The sequence below is a fragment of the Kocuria sp. CPCC 205235 genome (assembly GCF_040980905.1).
In the GTDB taxonomy this organism is placed as follows: Bacteria; Actinomycetota; Actinomycetes; order Actinomycetales; family Micrococcaceae; genus Kocuria; species Kocuria carniphila.
Genome location: NZ_JAVKPR010000003.1, coordinates 22,416 through 44,779 on the forward strand (window position 1 = coordinate 22,416; position 22,364 = coordinate 44,779).

The following is a 22,364-nucleotide window of genomic DNA, read 5'->3' on the forward strand; positions in this document are numbered from 1 at the left end:
ATCGGCTAGCGGCTCTTCGTCTCGGGCTCACCCCACCAGCGCGGCGGGGTGAAGAACGCGGCAGCCATCGCGCCCAGCAGCAGAACGGCGGCCGGGAGCAGCAGGGTCTGGGTCACCGCGGCGGCAAAGCCTTCCTGAAGCGCCTCGGGTAGCCCACCCGCGCTCGACGACGCCGCGAGCGACGTCGTCCCCGCACCTTCAGGCAGATTCGCGGCCAGTCGCGCTTGCAGCAGGACGGCGACCATGGCTGCGCCGAGGACGGCGGCTACCTGGCGCGTGGTGTTGAACACCCCGGAGCCGGCGCCCACGCGGTCGGGACGGAGATTGGAGGTGGCCGCGATCGAGACCGGCGACCAGACCATGGCGCTGCCCAGCCCGATGCCCAGGGTCATGACGGCCAACAACCAAATGGGCGTATCCACGCGCAGGGCAAAAGCGTAGGCCGCCAGCGAGAGCGACATGATGATGAGTCCCGGGAGCGCAAGGGATCGCGGAGTGCGCTTGGCCAGCGACCGTCCCACGAGCGGAGCCAGGATCGCGGACAGCAGCGACATGGGTGCATAACTGAGCGCCGCCACCGTGGGATCGAGATCCCGGACGAGCTGCAAGTAGAGCATCGCGGGAATGATCATGGAGTTCACGGTGAAGCTGACCGCGCCGATCGCCACGTTGGCCAGCGAGAAATTACGGTCGCGGAACAGCGCGAGCGGGACCAGTGGCTCGCGGTGATTCTTGGCCTGCCACGCGACGAACGCGATCATCACGGCCACACCGGTTCCGATGACCACGGGGATCGTAATGGGACCGACCACGGTGGACCACTCGTAGTCCTGGCCCTCCTGCACGCCGAACACGATGAGGAACAGGCCCACACCGGAGAGCAGTACACCGGGGAAGTCCAGTGAATGACTGCGACGTTCGAACCGAGGGAGGTACTTGGCCGCACGCCACAGGGCGTAGATTCCGACCGGAACGTTGACCCAGAAGATCCACTGCCAACCGGCCAGGTCCACGAGCACGCCGCCCAGGAGCGGTCCTACCAGCGTGGCGATACCGGCCGTGGCGCCCCAGATACCCATGGCGGTGCCGCGGGTTTCGCTCGGGAACATCCGGGTGATCACGGACATGGTCTGCGGCGTGAGGATGGCCGCGCCGAGCCCTTGGACGACGCGGGCGGCCACGAGACTTTCGAGGCTTCCGGCGAACCCGCACCACAGGGACGCCAGGGTGAAGATCGACAGCCCCAGCAGGTACATGGTGCGCGGACCGAAACGATCACCCAATCGGCCCGTGATGAGCAACGGCACTGCATAGGCAAGGAGGTAGGCGCTGGTCACCCACAACACTCCCCCAATGGGAGCGTTGAGGCCCGCCATGATGGCCGGGACGGCGGTAGAGACGATGGTGGCGTCCACCAGGATCATGAAGAATCCCAAGACCATGGCCCACAGGGCGCTCCACGCGGCGGGGTCGCGGCGCGTCTCGGTGTGCTGCGCCATGATCAGCGTCCGCTGTGGGAGGTTCTGGAGCGGGGGACGCCGGTGTCTGCGGTGCCGGTGACTGGGGCACCGGTGTGGGCGGCGTCGGCGATCAATGGGCCCGACAGCGCTGTGCCCACACCTGAGTTCTCGGGTCCGGCGGTGGTCGTTCCGACCACCGCGAGTTGCTCGAGCAGTGCCCGGACTATGGGCAGGTCCGCGGGGATCCAGTCGAGATCGAGAATCGCTGCGGGGTTATCCAGGGCTACCCAGCGCAGTTGCAGATGGTCCTCCCCCGCGGCGGGCTCACGGTCATCGGTGACCACCGCGGTGAAGACACGCATCACGGCGGTTCCTTTGAGGGGCCAGCCCTCCGGGTTCGGAGCGGGGACTTCGTCCAACAGGCGGACGGTCACGCCGAGTTCCTCGCCGCATTCCCGAACGAGCGCTTCCTCAGCGCCTTCGCCGGGGTCTTGTTTCCCGCCCGGGAACTCCCACAGACCACGCAACTTCTCTGGGTAGGCGCGTTGGGCCACCAGCAATCGCGTGGGCGCTGCAGAGCTGTCGAGGATGGCCGCGCCGGTGACCCGCGTGAGCGGATCCTGCGCGGACGCGGTGGTCATGAGTGGGCGCGGCGCTGCGCACGCGCCGACGAATACAGGCACACCGTTGCTGCGGTGCCTACGTTGAGTGATTCTGCGGCCCCGTAGAGCGGGACGGCCACGGCCAGATCGGCGTGGTCTTTTTCGTCCTCGGTCAGGCCTTGCGCCTCATTGCCGAACAGCCATGCGGTGGGCCGGGACAGGTCGTAAGCGGCATCGTCGGACGGTGAGACGCCCGCGGAACGCAACAGAGCGGCGTCGGCAAGATCATCGACCGACACGGACGCGTAACCGTCCGCGGCAAGAATCCCCAGGCCGGCCAACTGGGCGGTGTCGGCAATCTCGGCCATCTCTGCGCCCGTGACAACCGGGACGTGGAACAGCGAACCGGCCGAGGATCGCACGGCCTTGGGGTTGAACGGATCAACACTGCCGGAGGTGAACACGGCAGCCTGGGCGCCGGCGGCATCCGCGGCGCGCACGACCGTTCCGGCATTACCGGGGTCCTGGACGCGCACGAGCACGCAGGCCAGCTCGGCCCGCGCCAGCGCGGCATCAAGTGTGAGGGAGGGGAGGGAGCACACGGCCAGCATTCCCTGCGGCGTGACGGCGTCGGTCATGGCCGCGAGCACCTCGGGGCTGACCGCGCGGATGAACACTCCCCCGCGTTCGGACACCGCTTCCAGATCAGCGGCGATGTCCAGGTGTCGCTCCAGCTCCGCCTCGGTGACATAGACAGCCTCAAGTCCCGGCAATCCGGGCGGTGGCATGTCAGAGAGGGCCAGCCGCAGTGCTTCGCGCACGTTCTGGGGGCCTTCGGCGCGGAACACTCCGCGCTTGGAACGAACCGAGCGCCTGGTCAACGCGGCTACGTCACGAACCCGATCAGAACGGGTGTTGGACAGCAGCCGGTCTCCCAGGCGCTCGGTGAAGTTCACGAACCTGATCAGGCAGCGTTGCGCGGTGCGGAGGTGTCCTCCGGCAGTGCGTCCTTGGCAACCTTGACCAGAGCGGCGAAAGCGTTGGCGTCGTTGACAGCCAGCTCAGCCAGCATGCGACGGTCCACCTCAACCTCAGCGGCCTTCAGGCCCTGGATGAAACGGTTGTAGGTCAGGCCGTTGGCGCGGGAAGCAGCGTTGATGCGCTGGATCCACAGGCGACGGAAATCGCCCTTCTTCTTGCGACGGTCGTTGTAGGAGTAGGTGTACGAGTGCAGCACCTGTTCCTTGGCCTTGCGGTACAGGCGCGAACGCTGTCCGCGGTAACCGGAGGCCATCTCCAAAATTTCACGACGCTTCTTGTGGGCGTTGACCGCCCGCTTCACACGTGCCACGTGTGTACTCCTTACGGTTCGGTTCCGATCGCGATCGGAACAATCTCAAACTTCACAGTGCCGTTCTCACGGCACAAAACTTGGTTAGCGCTGGCTTACTTGCCCAGCATCCGCTTGATGGCCTTGGCCTCGCCCGGGGTGCTCACGATCTGATCGCTCGCGAGGCGGCGGGTCAGTCGCGAAGACTTGTGCTCCAAGTAGTGGCGGCGGTTGGCCTGCTGACGCTTGACCTTGCCCGAACCGGTGAGCTTGAAACGCTTCTTAGCTCCACTGTGGGTCTTCATCTTCGGCATGGTGGCCGTCTCCTTTGGTTCAACCGGTGACGCACACCGGTGGGCCGCCGCTCGCAAGCGACGGCCACGCTTGTGTTGAGCGTGTTGCACGCCCAACGATGTCAATTCACTGTGTGCTGCGCGCCTCAGCGCTTAGCGGGACCCGGCTTGGGAGCTCCGGGCTTGGGGGCACCGGGCTTCGGGGCCGCGACGGGCTTGGGAGCAGCCTTGGGCTTCTCCTTGGCCGCCTTGGGCTTGGTCGACGACGCCGCCGCCTTGGGCTTCTCGGTGGAAGCCTCCTCGGTGCGCTTCTCCGCCTGTTCCTCCGTCTCGGTCACTGCCGGAGCAGCCTGACCGATCTTGGGATCAACGGCCGGAGCATCCACAACCTTGGGTTCAGCCTTGGGTGCCTCGACCTCGGTGGACTCGGGCTTGGTATCAGCCTGGTCCGAAACTTTGGCCTGCTCGGTGTTCTGAGCCGGTGCTTCTTCCGTGGTCTCCGGAGCGGTTGCCTTGCTCCGCAGTTCCTCCGGGAACGCATCCCCGATGGACTGGGTCACGGGGGCAGCCTTGGAGGTGTCCACCCGCTGCTTCCGCTCGTTGTCCGCCTTGGACTCGTCGCGCTGCTTCTGACGACGGGCCTCGGCGCGAGCCTCAGCCTTGTTCTTCAGCGGACCGATGACCATGACCATGTTGCGACCGTCGACGCGGGGGTTGGTTTCCACCACACCCACCTCGGCGACATCTTCCGCGAGACGCTCGAGCAAACGGACGCCCATTTCGGGGCGCTGCTGCTCACGGCCACGGAACTGGATCATGGCCTTGACCTTGTCGCCAGCACCCAAGAAGCGCTTGGCGTGACCGACCTTGGTCTCGTAGTCGTGAGTGTCGATCTTCAGGCGGAACCGAACTTCCTTGAGCACGGTATTCGCCTGGTTCTTGCGAGCCTCACGAGCCTTGACCGCGGCCTCGTACTTGTACTTGCCGAAGTCCATGAGCTTGGCCACCGGAGGCTTGGCGTTGGGTGCGACCTCGACCAGATCGAGATCCGATTCGCGTGCTAGCCGCAGTGCGTCCTGGACGCGTACGATGCCAACCTGCTCGCCGCCGGGTCCGACAAGGCGGACCTCCGGGACACGGATTCTGTCATTGATACGTGGATCGCTAATGCCAATCTCCTGATGTTCGTGGGTTTCCCCGTTGCTATGAACTACCGCAACAAAAAACCTCCGCTGCGATAGGCGCGAGCGGAGGTTGAAACCACACTGTCATCAGAATTACGAATGGATCACACACCTCACGGCGTGGATCTCGGATTTCCGGTCACTGACCCGGAGTCCTACAACCCGGTTTGACGCGGGCGGACACGGGTGGGAGGTACCTCCACTTGCACACTGCCAAATAGTTTAGCGCATGGGCGGCCGTGAGCGCGAACCGTGGAGGTGATGATCGCCTCACCACCCGCACATATTGCTCGGCGCCGCCGCGTTGCCAGACTGATTTAGAGTAGATCCATGACCGATGCACCGCGCAACGAGCGCTTCGAATTCGACGACAACACCCAGGGCCACGGCGCACACGGCGCCCCCGACGAGACCGTCGAGGCGGTCAACGAGCAGATGCGCGACATCGCGGAAGTTCCCGCCGTCGAGGTCATTACTACGGCCGCCGTTCACCTCATGAGTGCCGCGGCCGTGAAGTGCGGCCTGGCCGCTGGTGACGACGCCGAGGAACTCAAGGACCTCGATGAGGCCCGCAAACTCATTACCGCACTGGCGGGTTATGTCACCGCCGCCGCCCCGGAGATCGGCTCGCAGCACGCGGCTCCCCTGCGTGACGGTTTGAAGTCCCTGCAGTTAGCTTTCCGTGAGGCATCCCCGTTCCCGGACGCCCCCGGCGCCGGCCCCGGTGAAAAGTTCACCGGCCCGGTGTTCGGCTAAGCGGTCAGGCGAAGCCCCAAGGAATCCACGTTCGCGGCCATGATCGGCTCGGTGACCAGCTTCTGCTGGTACTGGCCGATCGTGGCCTGAACCATTTCTTGGGTCAGTCCTGGAGTCAGTTGCAACACGATCACGAGTTCGGGACCCGTGGCGCCGCCGTTCAGCAGTGCCCCGTCCGATCGCTTCCCATTGATTCCGGGGCCCGGCTCGGTGCGTGCGGAGACAATGTGCTCCATGTCCAGGGCGGCACGCAGAACGGCGTCGTCCACGGAGAAATCCAGGTACGACGGCGTCCAGGCCGTAGCTTTCGCCACGCACCACATCGCCGGACGACGCACCACGAAGGCCGGGTCAGAACCCGGATTCACGACCAGTAGATCTGATCCGTCCTGAACCGCGGACAGCGCTGCCTTGCGGATATCCACCGCAACGGGTCGCGCCTCGGAGTTCCACGCGGACAGCTCATTCACAGCGGTGAACACCGGCAGGGCCTTGCGGCCGTCGGCGGTGCGCAGACTCACCAGGGCCATGTCAGCTTCCTTATCGGACACCAAACCGTGTTCAGTGATCTCAGAATGGGTGACCTCGGCCACGATCGGCACGAAGACCCTGATACCGGGCAGTGCCGCAACGACATCCGTTTCGGAGGCGCGCCCTTCTCGCCACGCCGCCAAGGCGGCGGAAATCCCGGGTGCCGCGGCGCCGTCGTCGTCGGGGAAGAGGTGCGTGTGACTGGTGCCCTCCCCCAGGTTGCGACCCTCCCACGCCTGGCCGCCGGTGTCCTCGCTACCGCCGGCCGAGCGTAGTTGCGCCGCGATGTGCGCGGGCAACGATCGAGAGTCGGAGCTATCAGGCATTCGGGCGGCCGGCCACGTCGAGGGCCTCGGGCAGCGTGAACTTACCCGCGTAGAGGGCCTTTCCCACGATGGCGCCCTCGACGCCCACGGGCACGAGTTCGCGCAGCGCAGCGATGTCCTCAAGAGAGGACACGCCGCCGGAGGCCACCACGGGCTTGTCGGTGCGACGGGCCACCTCGGCCAGCAAGTCCACGTTGGGGCCCTTGAGCGTGCCGTCCTTGGTCACGTCCGTGACCACGTAACGGGAGCAGCCGTCGGCCTCGAGGCGATCCAGGACCTCCCAGAGATCGCCGCCTTCCTTGGTCCAGCCGCGCGCGGCCAGGGTGGTGCCGCGAACGTCCAGGCCCACGGCGATCACGTCACCGTGCTCGGCAATCACGCGCTGGGTCCACTCGGGATTCTCGAGGGCTGCGGTGCCCAAGTTGATGCGAGCGGGGTTGAGGGACAGAACCCGCTCGAGGGATTCGTTGTCACGGATACCGCCGGACATCTCGATCTTCATCTCGATCCGCTCGGCCACGCGACGCAGCACGTCGATGTTGTCACCGCGACCGAACGCCGCGTCCAGGTCCACCAGGTGCAGCCATTCCGCCCCGGCCTCCTGCCACATGAGTGCGGCGTCCACGGGATCGCCGTACCCGGTTTCGGAACCGGCCTCACCCTGAACGAGACGCACGGCCTGGCCGTCTTGCACGTCCACTGCGGGCAACAATTCCAAACGGGGGGTGGTGTCTTGAGACATGGTTCTCCTTACCGGCGGTGGATACCGCTCAATGACTGCACGAAAGATGCCGCGACCCACGCCGCGGCGGGAACTACACGGACGTGAACCAGGAATACGCGCCGTAAATGATCAGCGCCAAGGCAATGGCCGCCAAGAGCAACACCGACCACAGCGGTTTCTTCTGTTGCTTGAACGAAATGGCACCACCGGCGAAGAACGCCCCCAGCACCATGGTCAGCATGGAGAAGGTCACTTTTCGACCTCCGCGCCCCGCGCCGGCATACGGTCCGCCATGCGGCCGGTGCGCGGCAGCGTGCTGAGCCAATTGCGCAACAGGGCAATGCCTGCGGCCGAGGACTTCTCCGGGTGGAACTGCGTCGCACTCAGCGCGCCGTTCTCCACCGCCGCAACGAACGGGCCACCGTGCTCGGACCACGTGACGCCCGGTGCCTTCATGCGCTCAATGGTCTGATCGAAATTCCAGTCCTGCACACCGTAGGAGTGCACGAAGTAGAAGCGCTCGTTCTCAATGCCCTTGAAGAGGATCGAATCCTGCGGCGGTTCCACAGTGTTCCAACCCATGTGGGGTACCACGGGTGCGTTCAGGCGCTCCACGGTTCCGGGCCACTGGGCCAAGCCTTCCGAACGTTCACCGTGTTCGACACCCTCATCGAACATGACCTGCAGGCCCACGCAGATGCCCAGAACGGGTCGGCCGCCGCTGAGGCGACGGTCGATGAGTCGGGGAGCCTGAACGGAGCGCAGTCCATCCATGACCGCTGCGAAGGCACCCACGCCGGGGACGACGAGCCCGTCGGCATCCATCACGTCCTGCGGATCGGCGCTGAGCTTCACGCGTGCTCCTGCGGCCTCCAGTGCGCGCACGGCCGAGTGCACATTGCCTGCGCCGTAATCGAGAACGACGACGCACGGGGCCTGTTCGGTCTCGGTCACCTGTTCGTTACCGGGGTTCACAAAGCTCCCTTGGTGGACGGGATGGTGTCAGCCATGCGGGCATCGCGTTCCACGGCCTCGCGCAGTGCGCGGGCCAGTGCCTTGAACTGCGCTTCCACGATGTGGTGCGGGTCCCGACCGCGAATGACATCGATGTGCAGGCACAGCTGGGCGTGGTAGGCGAAGGACTCGAACACGTGGCGAGTCATCGAGCCGGTGAAGTGACCGCCGATCAAGTGGTACTGCTGGCCTTCGGGTTCGCCTGTGTGCACCACGTACGGTCGGCCGGACACGTCCACGACCGCCGAGGCCAACGCCTCGTCCAACGGGACGGTGGCCTGACCGAAGCGACGGATGCCTCGCTTGTCACCGAGCGCCTTCAGGAACGCGTCACCGAGCACGATGGCGGTGTCCTCGACCGTGTGGTGCACGTCGATGTCGGTGTCCCCGTGGGCCTGAACGTTGAGGTCGATCAGGGAGTGCTTGGACAGCGCCGTCAACATGTGGTTGTAGAAGGGCACGGTGGTCTCGATGTTGGACTGACCGGTGCCGTCCAGGTTCAGTTCCACGCGGACAGTGGATTCACTGGTTACGCGTTCCACCACGGCCGTACGAGGTGAGTTGGTTGGGGACATCACGGGGTGTAACTCCTCGAATTCTGCGTGCGCCTGCCGGAAACAGCGGCGCTCTTCAGTCTAATGCGCGGGCCTGCCGGGCCCGCAGGATGACGGGTGGATGACTCCACCCGCGGATTACTTCTGCTGCAGGTAGTTCTCCACTGCGGCCAGGAATGCGGTGGTTTCGTCCTCGGTGCCTGCGGTCACGCGCAGGTGGCCGGCGATTCCGACGTCGCGCACCAGAACGCCCTGATCCAACAGGTTCTGCCACATCTGCTGGGCGTTCTCCATGCCCCCGTAGAACACGAAGTTGGAATCAGATTCGGCCGGTTCCAGACCCAGGCGCTTGAGGTCGTCGACAATTCGGTCGCGCTGCATCTTGATGTCTTCTACGGTGCTCAACAGGACATCGCTGTGTTCGAGCGCCGCAAGGGCGGTCGCCTGGCTGACGGCGGAGAGGTGATAGGGCAACCGGACCAAACGGATGGCATCCGTGACCTCGGGGGCCGCGGCGAAATAGCCCAAACGGGCACCGGCCAGCGCAAAGGCCTTGCTCATGGTGCGGGTGACGATCAAGCGAGGGCGACCCTCGAGCAGTGTGAGCGCTGAAGGAGTGCCGAATCGGGCGAACTCCGCGTAGGCCTCATCCACGATGACCATGGAGTTGGATTCTTCCGCGGCCTCGTACACGGCTTCGACCACGTCCAGGCCAAGCGCAGTGCCGGTTGGATTATTCGGCGAGCACAGAATGACCACATCGGGCTTGTGCTCACGTACTTGCTTCGCGGCGGACTCAGCCGTCAAAGTGAAATCTTCCGCGCGCTGACCCGCGATGAACTTGGTTCCCGTCCCGGAGGCCAGCAAGGGGTACATCGAATAGGTCGGCACGAAGGTGAGGACCGAACGTCCGGGGCCACCAAATGTCTGCAGAATCTGCTGCAGGATCTCGTTGGAACCGTTGGCTGCCCAGAGGTTGTCGGCGGTCAGTCCGTGGTCCAGGTATGCGGCCAATGCCGTGCGAAGTTCCGTGAATTCCCGATCCGGATAGCGATTGAGCTGACCTGCGGCCCGCGAAACACGGTCGGTGATGGCGTCCACCACGGGCTGGGGAACGGGGTGCGTGTTCTCGTTCGTGTTCAAGGCAACCGCAACATCAAGTTGGGGTGCGCCGTACGGGGACATGCCCCGCAGGTTCTCACGGAGGGGCAGGGCTTCTAGGCGATCGAGATTTTGGCTCACTCCCCTAGCTTAAGCGCCGAGCAGGCCTTCACACGATTCAGCGTGCGGGGATCTCCAGCAGCTGACCGGCGGACAGTTCCGAGGATGCCAGTCCGTTGAGCTCCACGATGTCGTCCATGACCTCACGGGTGTCGCGCTGCGGGTCCGCTGCGTAAGCGATCTCCCACAGGGACTGATCGGACTGGACGGTCACGGAGTGGGTTACGGGTTCGCCCACGGGATCGGTATTGGCCTGAACCGTGGAGGGAAGCAGGAAGATGACCGCAACCACCAGCAGTGCGGCGGCACCCGTAATGAGCGGCAGTCCGATGAAGACGAACCGTCCGCGACGGGTCAGGTTGAGCTTGGGCGCGCGAGTGAAGCTTTGGGCGCTGGTGGGCAAGATATGTGTGGTCATGGCAACCTCCTGGTGAACTTTCCGGTGACCGCGGGATGAAGCGGCAGGGTGTTCGAACCCTTTCCCCGGCGTTAGAACACGTTTTCGAATATCTGCGTTAAGTTCTAGCACGGGTGTACGAACCTTGTCGAGAGAAAAATCGAACATGTGTTTGAGTCCTCACTCTTGGCGCACTAGTCTTGAAGCAACGTCCGTACTAGTTGACCGAACGTCACTGACACGCATAAGCGGCAGGATTGAACTCGACGGGTACGGAGTACGTCGCGGTTGACCCCGCGGTCGGAAAACGGTGAAAGGACCCCAACTCGTGAGCACACCTTCCCCCTCCGGTTCGGAGTCCCAGCGACCCCAGCGGCCACTGACCGCGCGTCAGCGAACCATCCTGGGGGCGGTGCAGCGAGCCATCGGTGAGCGCGGTTATCCCCCGTCGATGCGTGAAATCGGCGATATTGTGGGCCTCGCCTCGCTATCGAGCGTGACCCACCAATTGGGCCAGCTCGAGAAGCTTGGCTATATCCGCCGAGACCCTCGGCGCCCTCGGGCCATGGAAGTTCTGCGCCCGCTCTCGGAGGCCGAACTGGCTCGGGAACTGGGCGAGCCAGAACCGGCCGAGCAGTCTCCGAAGGCTTCGGACGGCACACTGCACAACGTCACGCAGTTGCCCACCACCAGCCCGGATGACTCCATGGCTTCGGTGCCCCTGGTCGGACGAATCGCGGCCGGTGGCCCCATTACGGCAGAGCAGTCGGTCGAAGACGTGTTCTCACTTCCGCGCGAGTTCGTCGGTCACGGTGACCTGTTCATGCTCAAGGTGTCCGGTGATTCGATGATCGACGCCGCTATCTGTGACGGTGACTGGGTCGTGGTGCGCCAGCAGAACACCGCGCTCAACGGTGACATCGTGGCGGCCCTGCTCGATGACGAGGCTACGGTCAAGACCTTCCGCCAGCGTGACGGTCACACCTGGCTACTGCCGCAGAACACCCAGTACGAGCCCATCCTGGGCGATCACGCCACGGTGATGGGCAAGGTTGTATCGGTTTTCCGGTCCCTCTGACGGATCCTCCATTAGCCACTCACCATGAAAGAACCGGCCCGTAGGTGAATTCACCTACCGGGCCGGTTTCCGTTCGGGGGTTCACCAAAAGGAAACGGCTCCCAGCGACTGCAGGATCACGTTCCGCCCGTGTCTGAACGTCATCTCCCCATGCTGCTGCGGAACTACTGCGAGCTGCTGAGCCGCTTCAGTGCACCCAGCACCTTGGTCTTGTCCGCGGTGGGCCACAACGGCGGCAGTGACTTGGTCAGGAAGGTTCCGTATCGCGCCGTCGCCAATCGCGAATCGAGCACGGCAACCACACCGCGGTCGTTGCTGGAACGGATCAGGCGTCCCGCACCCTGGGCAAGCTTCACCGCGGCGTGAGTCGCGGACACGGCCATGAAGCCGTTACCACCGGCACGTTCGATGGCCCTGGTCCGGGCGGTCCCCAGTGGATCATCAGGCCGCGGGAACGGAATGCGGTCGATGACCACCAAGCGACACGAATTCCCGGGCACGTCCACGCCCTGCCACAGGCTCATGGTCCCGAAAAGACTGGCGGTGGGGTCGTCCGTGAAGTCCTTCACCAGCGACGGCAGGGACGCCTCCCCCTGGCAGAGGATCTCAGTGTCGATCAGTTCGCGCAGTTTCTCGGTTGCCTCTTCCGCTGCGCGGCGGGACGAGAACAGCCCCAGGGCACCACCGTTGGAGGCCTTGAGCAGTTCGGCCAATTCAGCCAACTGCTCCGAGGACACGCCCCGGCCCGGCTTGGGTAGGTGCCTGGCCACGTACAGGATTCCCTGCTTGGGGTAGTTGAACGGGCTTCCCACGTCCACGCCGCGCCACGGCGGAGCGCCCGCACCCTGCAGACCGAGGGCACCGGCCACGGACGAGAACGATGACCCCACGGCCAACGTGGCAGAAGTCAGCACGACCGTGCGGCCGTCGAAGAGTCCTTCTCGCAGCGCGCCCGCCACGCTGAGCGGAGCGATATTGAGGGTTGCCGGTTCACCGGCATCCGGTGACACGTAGCCGGAGGACTGCTCCCAACGCCCCACACGGGAGATCCACAGGACATCGTGATCCGTGTTGGCCGTGAGCAGGCGATCAGCGGTGTCGAGAATCTCGGACAACCGTGACCGCGCCGCATGACGGCCCGCGTCCTCCGCGTTGGAGTCACCCTTGGTCGCGCTCAATCCGGCACGTGCGGCGTCCTGCACTCCCCGCACGGCGTAGACCTGCTCTTCGGTGAATCCTCGCGGCAGCAGTCCGTTCGGATCGCCGTTGAAAGCTCGGTCGAAGGCATCCGCAGCCTTGTCCAGGTCCTCGTGCGGGGCCGCGGTGTGTTTACGCACGCCGCTCGCCGCCGCGCGTACCGCGGCACCGGACAACGCACCGGTGACGGCCCCCGTGACCCGGTCCTGCAGTTCGTGAGCCTCGTCCACGACCACCACGTCGTGTTCGGGCAGCACGGCCAACCCCTCGAAGGCGTTGATGGCCAGCAGCGCGTGGTTGGTGATCACCACGTCCGCTTCGCCCGCGGCCAACCGTGCTTTCTCGGCAAAGCATTCCTCGATCAGCGGGCATTTGCGCCCGATGCACTCACGAGCGGTCACGGAGACCTGACGCCAGGCTGCATCGGAAACGCCGGGCTGCACGTCGTCCCGGTCCCCGGTCTCTGTGGACTCGACCCATTCGCGCAACCGCTTGACCTGCTGGCCCAACTTACCCACGGCCGTCTCCCCGCCACGAGCGGAACCGGCCGGTTCAGCGAGATTGAACAGAGCGGCGTCGTCATCGGTGGGGTACCCACCGCCGATCTTGTGCAGGCACGCGTAATTGGAGCGGCCCTTGAGCAGGGCCACGTTGGGCCGGTGCTCCAGGTGCTCCTCGACCGCATCCAATACCCGCGGCACGTCGCGACCGGTCACCTGCGACTGCAACGCCAAAGTCGCGGTCGAAATGATCACGGGTTTATCTGCGGTTTGGGCGTGCTCGAACACCGGAACCAGGTAGGCCAGGGATTTACCCGTGCCCGTACCCGCCTGAACCAAGAGGTGTTTGCGGGTGTCCAGGGCCTCGGCTACCTTGGCCGCCATGAACCGCTGCCCGTCGCGCCTCTGCCCGCCCATGGCGGTCACGGCGGCGTCGAGGAGCTCGAGCGAATCCTTGGCTCCGGGCAGGGTTTCGGGCCGAAGGTCCGAAATGTCCCGCCCGGTCTCGTCAATGAACGGGTCTGCCATACCTATGCGGTGTCCGCGCCGTTTTCGTCCGGCTGCGCATCTTCCGCCGACGCCGCTCCAAGCCGGTACTCCTCGAGTTCCGCCACGAGGCTTCCCCGGACGCGCACGCGCAAGCGCGTGCCGTCCTCGGTGTGCTCCGTGCTCAGAATCTCGGCGTCCTGGGCATGTAGTCGCGAGACGACTTCACCGTGGACATAGGGAATCAGCAGGTCCAGCTCGTGATCCGGGCGCGGGATCGCCCGAGAGATCAGCTGCTTGAGTTCTTCGATGCCCTCACCCGTGCGAGCCGAGACGGCAACCGAAGGGCTCTCATGGTTGAGGAGACGACCCAGCACCACGGGATCTGCGACATCTGCCTTGTTGAGCGCCACTAATTCCGGGATGTCGGTCGCCCCCACGTCCGTGAGAACATCGCGGACGGCCTTGAGTTGACCCTCGGGGTCCGGGTGAGAGGCATCCACCACGTGGACGATCACGTCCGCGTCCGCCACTTCTTCCAGCGTGGAGCGGAAGGCTTCGACCAACTGAGTGGGCAGCGAACGCACAAAACCCACGGTGTCCGAGAGCGTGTAGCCGATACCGTCCGGGGTTTCCGCCTTGCGCACGGTGGGATCCAGCGTGGCGAACAGCGCGTTCTCCACGAGCACACCGGCGTCCGTGAGGCGGTTGAGCAGCGACGACTTCCCGGCGTTGGTGTAGCCGGCAATGGCCACGGACGGCACCGAGAAACGTTTGCGGTTGAGCCGCTTGGTTTCACGGGCCGGCTTCATTGCTTCGATCTCGCGGCGCAGTTTAGCCATGCGCTGGCGGATCCTGCGTCGGTCGAGTTCGATCTTGGTTTCACCGGGGCCACGCGAGCCAATGCCTTCACCGGCAGCGGCACGGCCACCGGCTTGGCGGGACAGCGACTCACCCCAACCACGGAGGCGAGGGAGCATGTATTCCAGCTGTGCCAGTTCGACCTGCGCCTTGCCCTCTTTGGACTTGGCGTGTTGGGCGAAGATATCCAGGATCAGACCGGTGCGGTCGATGACCTTGACCTTGACCACGTCTTCCAGGGCACGACGCTGGGACGGCGCGAGTTCGGCATCGACGACCACGGTGTCCGCCCCGGTTGCCGCGACCACGTCCCGGAGTTCCATGGCCTTGCCCGAGCCCAGGTAGGTTCCAGGATCCGGGTTCACACGGCGCTGGAGCATTCCGTCCATGACCTCGGAACCGGCGGTCTCTGCGAGCGCGGCGAGTTCCCGGAGTGAATTCTCCGCGTCAGCCAGGGTTCCGGCGGACCACAGGCCGGCGAGCACCACGCGTTCCAGGCGGAGCTGACGGTATTCGACCTCGGTGACGTCTTCGAGTTCGGTGGAGAGACCGGCGACACGGCGCAGTGCATGACGTTCGGCAAGGTCTTGTTGCTCGCCGTCGGCGTCGGAGAACTGCGGATCCTCGTCGAGAAGTTCGCGCGCGCGGCCCAGGGGGTCGCGGCGCTGTTCGGTGGCATCCTGAGCGCCGTCGCGGAAAATGGTGGGTTCCTTCTGCGCGTGGGCGCGAGCCAGAACCCTGGCGACGACGTCTTCGAGATCGGCGCCCGAGGGTTCCCCCGGTGTCACCGACGCGCGGTGCTGGGAGTCTTCGGGGCGGTGAGATTCAGTCATAATTCCTTGATCTGCAAGCTGCTGGTAATTCGTTCAGTCTATCGCTGCACCCCGACACGGAGCGCTGAGCGATAGCATGTGGAGCCATGGCCCCAGAACCGCACAGTGCGCATTACTTTGTGACCGATCCGTCCCTGCCGGAGAAGCCCCGGCAGATTTCAGTGGACCTGCGTGGTCGCGAAGTGCGAGTTCAGACCGCCGCCGGAGTGTTCTCCCCCGGTGATCTGGACAAGGGAACCGCCGCACTCTTGCGCAACGTTCCCGATCCGACCGGCCGTCATTTCTTGGATATTGGTTGTGGCTGGGGTCCGTTGACCCTGGCCATGGGATTGGCCGATCCGGAGGCCACGGTAACGGCGGTCGATGTCAATGACCGCAGTCTTGACCTCACCCGCCGAAACGCCGAGGCTCACGGACTGTCCCACGTGGAGACCTTCCGCCCCGAGGACGTTCCCCAGGATCGCCAGTTCGACACCGTGTGGTCCAACCCGCCCATTCGCGTGGGCAAGGAAGCACTGCACGAGATTCTGCTGACGTGGCTGCCCCGACTGGCACCGGGCGGCACCGCCTGGTTGGTGGTTCAGAAGAACCTGGGCGGAGATTCACTGCAGCGCTGGCTCGGCACGGTCCTGGACGCCGAGGAGTTCACGATCGAACGCGCTGCCACGGACAAGGGCTTCCGGATCCTCACGGTAGAACGCGCGCGATAGCGCGGGCATTCCCGGCCATAGTCCCGCAGCTCGGGACCGGCCTCGAGAGCCGGCACAGATCTTTGCGACCTAGGACCGACGCGGTGAGCCGGGCCCAGTCCGACATCCCGGGGCCTCCGGATGGTGGAGCCCGTTATGCAAGGACGGCTCGGGCCACCACGCGAGTCGGTCCAGCCAGCACCACGTGCTCGGTGCCGTCGGTTGCGGGCACGAAGGTCACGGACAGCACTCCGCCCGGGACTTCCACCAACCAGCGGTCCGGTGCATCCGCGCCGCCCCAGAAGCGGGTTGCCGCCGCGGCCGCGCACGCGCCGGTGCCGCACGAATAGGTCTCCCCCACACCGCGCTCGAACACGCGCATGTGAATGCGGCCGACCTCGGTGTCGTCGTGATCAACGGGCACCACGAACTCGACGTTCGTGCCGTCCTCGGGTTCCGGCGAGACCGATGGCGCTCGGCGAAGGTCCAACTGATCCAGCTTGTCTTCCTCGGACAGGGCCACCACGGTGTGCGGGTTGCCCATGCTGATGGATAACCCCGGGCGGGGGACGCTCAAACCGTCGGTCGTGACCACGGCATCCGAGCCCTTTTCACGGGCGTCCTCACCGGCGATGAAGCTCCACGGCCCCATGTCCACGGCGTAACCGCCTTCGGTGCGGGCCACGGATCGCACACCCGCGCGGGTGCCGATGCGCAGCTGCGATCCCTGGGGAAGCTCCACGAGACCTTCCCGAACCATGTGGTCCACGAAAACGCGCACACCGTTGCCGCACATTTGCGCGATGGAACCATCAGCGTTGCGGTAATCCATGAACCACTCGACCGAGGGATCCTGCTCCGTGAGTTTCCGGCCCTCGGGCAGCTCACTCGCACGAACCACGCGAATCACGCCGTCCGCGCCAAGACCCATATGACGATCGCACACGGCCACCACGGTGTCCGCGGACAGCGGGATCTCACCGTGTTCATCCGTGAACACCACAAAGTCGTTGCCGGTTCCGTGGGCCTTTACCACTTCATGGTTCACCAATTCACGCCAGTCCACGGTCTTCACTCCCCGATCCACAGTTTCAGTCACGGCCGCCAGTTTACGCGGCCTCAATCATCCTCACGGCATCACATGCAAGTGCGTCCACGCCGCCGGGATGTCCCGCGTCGAGCCAGTGCACCCGCGGGTCCGCGTGGAACCACGTGCGTTGCCTCTTGGTGAAGCGACGGGTGGCCACCACGGTGTCCTCCCGGGCATCTTCCAAGGTCCGCTCCCCGGCCAGCACATCCAGGAGTTGGGGATAGCCCAGGGCCTTACCCGCCGTGGGGCTCTCGCGCAGACCCCGCCTCTCGAGCGAGCGCACCTCATCCAGCCATCCCGCGTCCAACATCCCGTCGATGCGTTGAGCGAGGCGTTCGTTGAGAACTTCACGGTCCATGTCCAGACCGAATTGCACCGTGGGGCGCACGTACTCGCGCTGCGGCATGAACGAGGTGAACGGTCGCCCGGTGACTTCGTAGACCTCCAGCGCCCGTACCAGCCGCCGGTCATCTTTGACGCGCGCTGCGGATTGGGGGTCGACGTCGCTCAGTCGCCTTAGGAGCGCGCCGCGCCCTTGTTCAGCCAATTCGTTCTCCAGGCGGGCCCGAACTGCGGGGTCCGTTCCGGGGAACTCGATGGCGTCCACGGCGGCGCGGACGTAGAGCCCCGAACCGCCGGCGAGGATCGGCACTTTGCCGCGCGCGGCGACGTCGTCGATTGCGGTCCGAGCGTCCGTCTGGAACCGGGCGACCGAGGCTTCCTCGGAAATATCCATGATGTCGAGCAGGTGGTGCGGGATACCGCGCTGCTCGGCGACTGACATCTTGGCGGTACCGATGTCCATGCCCCGATAGAACTGGAGGGCATCACCGTTGATGACCTCGCCATCGAGAGCTTCGGCGAGGGCCAGCGCGAGATCCGATTTACCGGTTCCGGTGGGACCAACCACGGCGATCAGTGGTGGGCCTTCGGGCGGCCATGAGATGGCAGCCACCTAATTGGTGCGCAGGGCAGGCATACCGAGCCCGACGGTGCCGGGCTTACCAGAACCGTCGGTGCCACAGGATTCCGCCTGGGCAGCTTCCCACGCGTCCCCGCCGCGGGAACGGCGCAGTGAATATTCGGTGGAGTCCTTGGGGTCGGCCAGCAAGTGGTAGGCCGCGGCCGCGGTGACCGGAACTGTCACGAAGTCACCCGGGCGCGGGGACTCAGCGCCCTCAGGCACGGAGAAGTGCACGAGCCGCTGGTCCTGCGACCGACCACTCAGGCGGTGGGTGCTCTCCGATTTACGGCCCTGGTGCGCGCTGACCAGGACCTCCACGGTGGAGCCGACCAACTGCTGGTTCAACCGCGCACTGATTCGGTCCTGCAGAGCTGTTAGCCGTTCGAAACGCTCTTGGACGATGTGGTGCGGAACCTGATTCGCCATCTCGCCAGCAGGGGTGCCGGGGCGAATCGAGTACTGGAACGTGAAGGCGGAGGAGAACTCGGAGGCCTCGACCACGTCCATCGTGGCCTGGAAGTCTTCTTCGGTCTCACCGGGGAATCCCACGATGATGTCGGTGGTGATCGCCGCGTTGGGAATCTGTTCACGGACCCGTTCGAGAATCCCCAGAAACTTCTTGGAGCGGTATGAGCGACGCATGTCCTTGAGGATCTGGTCAGAGCCCGACTGCAGCGGCATGTGCAACTGCGGCATCACGTTGGGGGTCTCGGCCATCGCGTCGATCACGTCGTCTGTAAAAGCCGCCGGGTGCGGACTGGTGAAGCGGACACGCTCCAGCCCTTCGATCTCGCCGCAGGCGCGCAGGAGCTTGGCGAACGCACCGCGGTCACCGAACTCCACACCGTAAGAGTTGACGTTCTGACCCAGCAGGGTGACTTCCACAGCGCCGGAATCCACGAGCGCCTGCACCTCGGCCAGGATGTCCCCGGGGCGGCGGTCTTTCTCCTTACCGCGCAGCTGCGGGACGATGCAGAACGTACAGGTGTTGTTGCAGCCCACCGAAATGGAGACCCATCCGGCGTACGCCTGCTCGCGTTTGGTGGGCAGAGTCGAGGGGAAAGTTTCGAGCGACTCGAGGATCTCGACCTCGGCCTGGTGATTATGACGGGCGCGCTCCAGCAACACTGGAAGGGAACCAATGTTGTGGGTACCGAACACGACATCCACCCAGGGGGCCTTTTCCACGATGGTGGAACGGTCTTTCTGAGCAAGGCAGCCGCCCACGGCGATCTGCATGCGCTCATTGCGCTTCTTGGCCGGTGCCAACTGACCGAGCTGGCCGTACAACTTGTTGTCCGCGTTTTCGCGCACCGCGCAGGTATTGAACACCACGAGATCAGGGTCTCGATCCACGGCGGGCACGTAGCCCGCTTCTTCGAGCAGACCGGTGATGCGCTCCGAATCGTGGGCGTTCATCTGGCAGCCCAGAGTGCGCACCTCATAAGCGGGCGCGGGCAGATCAGAGGCGGCGGGGGCGGCATTCACCAGTGTGTCGGTCAGTTGAGTCACCCCACTATGTTAAGGACCAGGTCAAATTAACCGAGTCATGCGCTACACGCTGGGCCAGGGATCCGGTTCCGAGAAGTCATTCTCGGTGCCGAACGCCGATAGCTCCTCTTTCACCACCCCGAACGCGAGTCCGGGCGGGTACCCCTTGCGACCGAGCATGCTGACGAGACGCCGGGTGACCTTGTCGACTTCTTTTCGATCCGAGAAATCGATGCTCTTGGGCATCTTCTTGCGTACGAGCTCGTGGGCATCCTCGGTCTCGTCCTCGTCGGTGCGTTGCTCAAGGGCTTCCTCCGCAAGTTCCCCCGTAATGCCTCGTTGTTGCAGTTCGCGGCGCAGCGCGTTGCGGGAAAGCTTGCGCGTTTCGGCTCGGGACCGCACGAACATCGCGGCGAAGGAGCGGTCGTCCACCAGGTTGACCTCTTCGAAGCGGTCCAGAACTTCCTGGGCGACTTCTTCGGGAACATCGCGGTCCGCGAGCTTGTCTTCGAGCTGCTTACGAGACTTGGCGGAGGCAGTGAGCTGGCGCAGCACGATGGCCCGAGCAACTTCACGCTGATCGGGCTCGACGTCCTGGCCAGCTGAGCCTTCCGCGGGTGGCTCCGCAGGACCTCGGTACCGTGCCGAGGCCCTGCGTCGCCGGGAGTTGTAGCTGGAGGACTGGCTCATCGCTCAGTCACCTCGATCAGAACGCGGGAAGTTCCGGCTTGGTCGAATCCGGAGCCTCAAGGATGTCGTCCTCGGGGGCTTCCACCACGGTGTCCTCCTCGGGCTCCTCGGTGCCCTCAGTGATGCCGAGCTTGACGAGGATCTTCCGCTCGATTTCCGCGGCCAACTCTGGGTTGTCCTTGAGGAACCGGCGGGAGTTCTCCTTACCCTGACCGAGCTGGTCACCTTCATAGGTGAACCAGGCACCGGACTTCTTGACGATTCCGTGCTCCACACCCATGTCGATCAGGCCACCCTCGATGGAGATGCCCTGGCCGTAGAGGATGTCGAACTCGGCCTGCTTGAAGGGCGGCGCCATCTTGTTCTTGACGATCTTGGCGCGGGTGCGGTTACCCACGGGGTTGGCGCCGTCCTTGAGAGTTTCAATGCGACGGACGTCCACACGCACCGAGGCGTAGAACTTCAGAGCCTTACCACCGGTAGTGGTTTCCGGCGAGCCGAAGAACACACCGATCTTCTCGCGCAGCTGGTTGATGAAGATGGCGGTGGTGTTCGTGTGCGACAGACGACCGGTGATCTTACGCAGCGCCTGAGACATCAAACGCGCCTGCAGACCCACGTGGCTGTCGCCCATTTCGCCTTCGATTTCCGCCTTGGGGACCAGCGCTGCCACGGAGTCGATCACCACAATGTCGATGGAGCCGGAGCCCACCAGCATGTCCATGATCTCCAGTGCCTGCTCACCGGTGTCCGGCTGGGACACGAGTAGGTTGTCCGTGTCCACGCCCAACTTTTCGGCGTACACGGGATCCAGGGCGTGCTCTGCGTCGATGAACGCGGCGATACCGCCGGCGCGCTGAACGCTCGCCACTGCGTGGAGTGCCACGGTGGTCTTACCGGAAGATTCCGGACCGTAGATCTCGACCACGCGACCGCGCGGGAATCCTCCGATACCCAGGGCCACGTCCAAAGCGATGGAGCCAGTGGGAATGGTCTCGATGCGAGTGGCCGGGCGGTCACCCAGTCGCATGACCGAACCCTTGCCGTAGTTCTTGTCGATCTGTGCCAGGACAGTATCCAGAGCCTTCTCGCGATCGGAGCCGACCACCTGAGAGGGAACGGAAGTGGTTCCCTTTGACTTGGCTGCCATGATTCACCTCGGTTCTTAGGGGCCTGTGTTCCGGGCCCTGTTGTTTGGTTCGTGTCTCAACCTACTGAGGGGGTCCGACACGCATAAGGGCTCACGAAGGATGTGGAGCCCGGATGATCTGATTCGAATATACATTCGATTGGCGTTCGACGCCATTGCGCAGACTAGGACTTGCGTTCCCTGTCCGGGCCCCACCAACGCTCCTGCGGGATCTCCTGCGCTTTACAGATCGCGAACCACACGTGCTTGGGGTCGATGCCTGCGTCGAGGGCTTCGACGGCGGTCCGGTCCCCCACTTCTGCCATGACGAGATCTCGAGCGAGAACCTTGGAGTATCCGGACCCGAACTCGTGGGCCATGAACTCCCAGAACGTACTGATGCGCATGCGGCCTTTCCTAGCGGACTACAACGGTGGGGTGACATAACAAGGGCCCGCCGACAATGCCGACGGGCCCTGGAAACTCTAACGCTGGTGAGCGGATGGGATTAGTACGCCGAAGTGGCTGCGCCCCCGCGCAACTGGCGGACCTCACGAGTGAACTCTTCGGTCATCTCGGAAGGCACGGTATCCGGAATGTAGTTGCCCTCGGCGTATGCGAGGCGATCTGCAACTTCACGCAGCATCTGTGACAGGGGAATTTCGAGAGCGGTGCAGATGGATGCCAGCAGCTCGGAGGATGCTTCCTTCTGGCCTCGCTCCACCTCGCTCAGGTAGCCCAGCGACACACGAGCACTGTGCGAAACTTCTCGCAGAGTGCGTCCCTGACGCTGGCGGACGCTACGGAGCACTTCGCCAATTTCTTGTCGCAAAACGCCCACTTTGACGTCCTTCGTCTCGGCATGTTCTTCGTCGGACAGTCCCACGTCCTTCCAACGGACGACACCATTGACGGACACGGGTTGCTTCGTCATGTGAATTGCCTACTCCTCGTACGAACGGTC

The 22,364-nt window shown here is 64.5% G+C and carries 25 protein-coding genes; 3 read left to right on the forward strand and 22 right to left on the reverse strand.

Annotation, left to right across the window (positions count from 1 at the left end; all coding sequences use genetic code 11):
• Positions 1-5 precede the first annotated feature (5 nt).
• From RF638_RS02970 to infC, 6 genes are all read right to left on the reverse strand, one after another.
• Entirely contained in the window at positions 6-1,499 is a 1,494-nt protein-coding gene (locus RF638_RS02970) for a DHA2 family efflux MFS transporter permease subunit (RefSeq protein WP_368841427.1), read from the reverse strand.
• Positions 1,500-1,501: 2 nt separating this feature from the next.
• Positions 1,502-2,101 carry a (deoxy)nucleoside triphosphate pyrophosphohydrolase gene (locus RF638_RS02975; protein ID WP_129701568.1) on the reverse strand — a complete coding sequence of 200 codons (600 nt, stop codon included), beginning with the start codon at positions 2,099-2,101 and terminating at the stop codon, positions 1,502-1,504.
• Entirely contained in the window at positions 2,098-3,018 is a 921-nt protein-coding gene (locus RF638_RS02980; RefSeq protein ID WP_368841428.1) for a TrmH family RNA methyltransferase, read from the reverse strand. Before RF638_RS02980 ends, RF638_RS02975 begins: the two co-directional genes overlap by 4 nt.
• A gap of 8 nt (positions 3,019-3,026) precedes the next feature.
• Positions 3,027-3,413: a 50S ribosomal protein L20 gene (gene rplT, locus RF638_RS02985; protein ID WP_016998297.1), complete on the reverse strand. Its 387-nt coding sequence runs from the start codon at positions 3,411-3,413 to the stop codon at positions 3,027-3,029.
• Between the two features lie 95 nt (positions 3,414-3,508).
• A complete protein-coding gene (gene rpmI, locus RF638_RS02990) occupies positions 3,509-3,706 on the reverse strand; it encodes a 50S ribosomal protein L35 (protein WP_016998296.1) in 198 nt (65 codons plus the stop codon).
• Positions 3,707-3,831: 125 nt separating this feature from the next.
• Positions 3,832-4,860: a translation initiation factor IF-3 gene (infC, locus tag RF638_RS02995; protein WP_259914317.1), complete on the reverse strand. Its 1,029-nt coding sequence runs from the start codon at positions 4,858-4,860 to the stop codon at positions 3,832-3,834.
• 339 nt (positions 4,861-5,199) lie between these two features.
• On the opposite strand from infC, the gene RF638_RS03000 reads away from it, so the two are divergent.
• Positions 5,200-5,625, forward strand: a complete 426-nt coding sequence (locus RF638_RS03000; RefSeq protein WP_095796688.1) for a DUF1844 domain-containing protein — start codon at positions 5,200-5,202, stop codon at positions 5,623-5,625.
• On the opposite strand, the gene RF638_RS03005 is transcribed toward RF638_RS03000, so the two are convergent.
• The 7 genes from RF638_RS03005 to RF638_RS03035 form a co-directional block, all read right to left on the reverse strand.
• Positions 5,622-6,482, reverse strand: coding sequence for an SseB family protein (locus tag RF638_RS03005; protein WP_259914199.1), 861 nt, complete (start codon positions 6,480-6,482; stop codon positions 5,622-5,624). The two genes, RF638_RS03000 and RF638_RS03005, sit on opposite strands and share 4 nt — an antisense overlap.
• Complete coding sequence (priA, locus tag RF638_RS03010; protein ID WP_095796690.1) at positions 6,475-7,224, reverse strand: bifunctional 1-(5-phosphoribosyl)-5-((5-phosphoribosylamino)methylideneamino)imidazole-4-carboxamide isomerase/phosphoribosylanthranilate isomerase PriA; 750 nt, start codon at positions 7,222-7,224, stop codon at positions 6,475-6,477. The genes RF638_RS03005 and priA overlap by 8 nt, the downstream gene beginning before the upstream one ends.
• Positions 7,225-7,297: 73 nt before the next feature.
• Positions 7,298-7,459 carry a hypothetical protein gene (locus tag RF638_RS03015; protein ID WP_165189398.1) on the reverse strand — a complete coding sequence of 54 codons (162 nt, stop codon included), beginning with the start codon at positions 7,457-7,459 and terminating at the stop codon, positions 7,298-7,300.
• Positions 7,456-8,181, reverse strand: a complete 726-nt coding sequence (gene hisH, locus RF638_RS03020) for an imidazole glycerol phosphate synthase subunit HisH (protein WP_259914206.1) — start codon at positions 8,179-8,181, stop codon at positions 7,456-7,458. The genes RF638_RS03015 and hisH overlap by 4 nt, the downstream gene beginning before the upstream one ends.
• Positions 8,178-8,795, reverse strand: coding sequence for an imidazoleglycerol-phosphate dehydratase HisB (hisB, locus tag RF638_RS03025; RefSeq protein WP_259914209.1), 618 nt, complete (start codon positions 8,793-8,795; stop codon positions 8,178-8,180). Before hisB ends, hisH begins: the two co-directional genes overlap by 4 nt.
• Positions 8,796-8,912: 117 nt before the next feature.
• Positions 8,913-10,016 carry a histidinol-phosphate transaminase gene (locus RF638_RS03030; protein ID WP_259914212.1) on the reverse strand — a complete coding sequence of 368 codons (1,104 nt, stop codon included), beginning with the start codon at positions 10,014-10,016 and terminating at the stop codon, positions 8,913-8,915.
• Positions 10,017-10,053: 37 nt separating this feature from the next.
• Positions 10,054-10,413 carry a LysM peptidoglycan-binding domain-containing protein gene (locus tag RF638_RS03035; protein ID WP_095796693.1) on the reverse strand — a complete coding sequence of 120 codons (360 nt, stop codon included), beginning with the start codon at positions 10,411-10,413 and terminating at the stop codon, positions 10,054-10,056.
• A 307-nt stretch (positions 10,414-10,720) separates the two neighbouring features.
• On the opposite strand from RF638_RS03035, the gene lexA reads away from it, so the two are divergent.
• Positions 10,721-11,470, forward strand: a complete 750-nt coding sequence (gene lexA, locus RF638_RS03040) for a transcriptional repressor LexA (RefSeq protein ID WP_368841429.1) — start codon at positions 10,721-10,723, stop codon at positions 11,468-11,470.
• A 164-nt stretch (positions 11,471-11,634) separates the two neighbouring features.
• On the opposite strand, the gene RF638_RS03045 is transcribed toward lexA, so the two are convergent.
• Positions 11,635-13,695 carry an ATP-dependent DNA helicase gene (locus tag RF638_RS03045; protein WP_368841430.1) on the reverse strand — a complete coding sequence of 687 codons (2,061 nt, stop codon included), beginning with the start codon at positions 13,693-13,695 and terminating at the stop codon, positions 11,635-11,637.
• 2 nt (positions 13,696-13,697) lie between these two features.
• Complete coding sequence (gene hflX / locus RF638_RS03050) at positions 13,698-15,347, reverse strand: GTPase HflX (RefSeq protein ID WP_368841431.1); 1,650 nt, start codon at positions 15,345-15,347, stop codon at positions 13,698-13,700.
• Positions 15,348-15,433: 86 nt separating this feature from the next.
• Between hflX and RF638_RS03055 the strand changes: the two genes are divergently transcribed.
• Complete coding sequence (locus RF638_RS03055; protein WP_095796697.1) at positions 15,434-16,057, forward strand: class I SAM-dependent methyltransferase; 624 nt, start codon at positions 15,434-15,436, stop codon at positions 16,055-16,057.
• A gap of 133 nt (positions 16,058-16,190) precedes the next feature.
• On the opposite strand, the gene dapF is transcribed toward RF638_RS03055, so the two are convergent.
• From dapF to RF638_RS03090, 7 genes are all read right to left on the reverse strand, one after another.
• Complete coding sequence (gene dapF / locus RF638_RS03060; protein WP_095796962.1) at positions 16,191-17,084, reverse strand: diaminopimelate epimerase; 894 nt, start codon at positions 17,082-17,084, stop codon at positions 16,191-16,193.
• 61 nt (positions 17,085-17,145) lie between these two features.
• Positions 17,146-18,081: a tRNA (adenosine(37)-N6)-dimethylallyltransferase MiaA gene (gene miaA / locus RF638_RS03065; protein ID WP_315276282.1), complete on the reverse strand. Its 936-nt coding sequence runs from the start codon at positions 18,079-18,081 to the stop codon at positions 17,146-17,148.
• On the reverse strand, positions 18,082-19,593 hold the full coding sequence (miaB, locus tag RF638_RS03070) for a tRNA (N6-isopentenyl adenosine(37)-C2)-methylthiotransferase MiaB (RefSeq protein WP_193554317.1): 1,512 nt from the start codon (positions 19,591-19,593) through the stop codon (positions 18,082-18,084).
• A gap of 51 nt (positions 19,594-19,644) precedes the next feature.
• Positions 19,645-20,271 (reverse strand): regulatory protein RecX, encoded by a 627-nt coding sequence (locus RF638_RS03075; protein ID WP_095796699.1) that lies wholly within the window; start codon positions 20,269-20,271, stop codon positions 19,645-19,647.
• Between the two features lie 16 nt (positions 20,272-20,287).
• Positions 20,288-21,421 (reverse strand): recombinase RecA, encoded by a 1,134-nt coding sequence (recA, locus tag RF638_RS03080; protein WP_095796700.1) that lies wholly within the window; start codon positions 21,419-21,421, stop codon positions 20,288-20,290.
• 164 nt (positions 21,422-21,585) lie between these two features.
• Positions 21,586-21,807 carry a DUF3046 domain-containing protein gene (locus RF638_RS03085; protein WP_259914238.1) on the reverse strand — a complete coding sequence of 74 codons (222 nt, stop codon included), beginning with the start codon at positions 21,805-21,807 and terminating at the stop codon, positions 21,586-21,588.
• Between the two features lie 101 nt (positions 21,808-21,908).
• Complete coding sequence (locus RF638_RS03090) at positions 21,909-22,334, reverse strand: helix-turn-helix domain-containing protein (protein ID WP_368841432.1); 426 nt, start codon at positions 22,332-22,334, stop codon at positions 21,909-21,911.
• Between the last annotated feature and the right edge of the window lie 30 nt (positions 22,335-22,364).

Bases quoted from the DNA above. Each gene is read 5' to 3' on its own strand.
- RF638_RS03075 (WP_095796699.1), bottom strand. From the start codon at position 20,271: ATGAGCCAGTCCTCCAGCTACAACTCCCGGCGACGCAGGGCCTCGGCA.
- RF638_RS02970 (WP_368841427.1), bottom strand. From the start codon at position 1,499: ATGGCGCAGCACACCGAGACGCGCCGCGACCCCGCCGCGTGGAGCGCC.
- RF638_RS03005 (WP_259914199.1), bottom strand. From the start codon at position 6,482: ATGCCTGATAGCTCCGACTCTCGATCGTTGCCCGCGCACATCGCGGCG.
- RF638_RS03085 (WP_259914238.1), bottom strand. From the start codon at position 21,807: ATGCGCATCAGTACGTTCTGGGAGTTCATGGCCCACGAGTTCGGGTCC.
- RF638_RS02975 (WP_129701568.1), bottom strand. From the start codon at position 2,101: ATGACCACCGCGTCCGCGCAGGATCCGCTCACGCGGGTCACCGGCGCG.
- priA (WP_095796690.1), bottom strand. From the start codon at position 7,224: ATGTCTCAAGACACCACCCCCCGTTTGGAATTGTTGCCCGCAGTGGAC.
- rpmI (WP_016998296.1), bottom strand. From the start codon at position 3,706: ATGCCGAAGATGAAGACCCACAGTGGAGCTAAGAAGCGTTTCAAGCTC.
- RF638_RS03000 (WP_095796688.1), top strand. From the start codon at position 5,200: ATGACCGATGCACCGCGCAACGAGCGCTTCGAATTCGACGACAACACC.
- hisB (WP_259914209.1), bottom strand. From the start codon at position 8,795: ATGTCCCCAACCAACTCACCTCGTACGGCCGTGGTGGAACGCGTAACC.
- hflX (WP_368841431.1), bottom strand. From the start codon at position 15,347: ATGACTGAATCTCACCGCCCCGAAGACTCCCAGCACCGCGCGTCGGTG.
- recA (WP_095796700.1), bottom strand. From the start codon at position 21,421: ATGGCAGCCAAGTCAAAGGGAACCACTTCCGTTCCCTCTCAGGTGGTC.
- RF638_RS03055 (WP_095796697.1), top strand. From the start codon at position 15,434: ATGGCCCCAGAACCGCACAGTGCGCATTACTTTGTGACCGATCCGTCC.
- RF638_RS03045 (WP_368841430.1), bottom strand. From the start codon at position 13,695: ATGGCAGACCCGTTCATTGACGAGACCGGGCGGGACATTTCGGACCTT.
- RF638_RS03035 (WP_095796693.1), bottom strand. From the start codon at position 10,413: ATGACCACACATATCTTGCCCACCAGCGCCCAAAGCTTCACTCGCGCG.
- RF638_RS03090 (WP_368841432.1), bottom strand. From the start codon at position 22,334: ATGACGAAGCAACCCGTGTCCGTCAATGGTGTCGTCCGTTGGAAGGAC.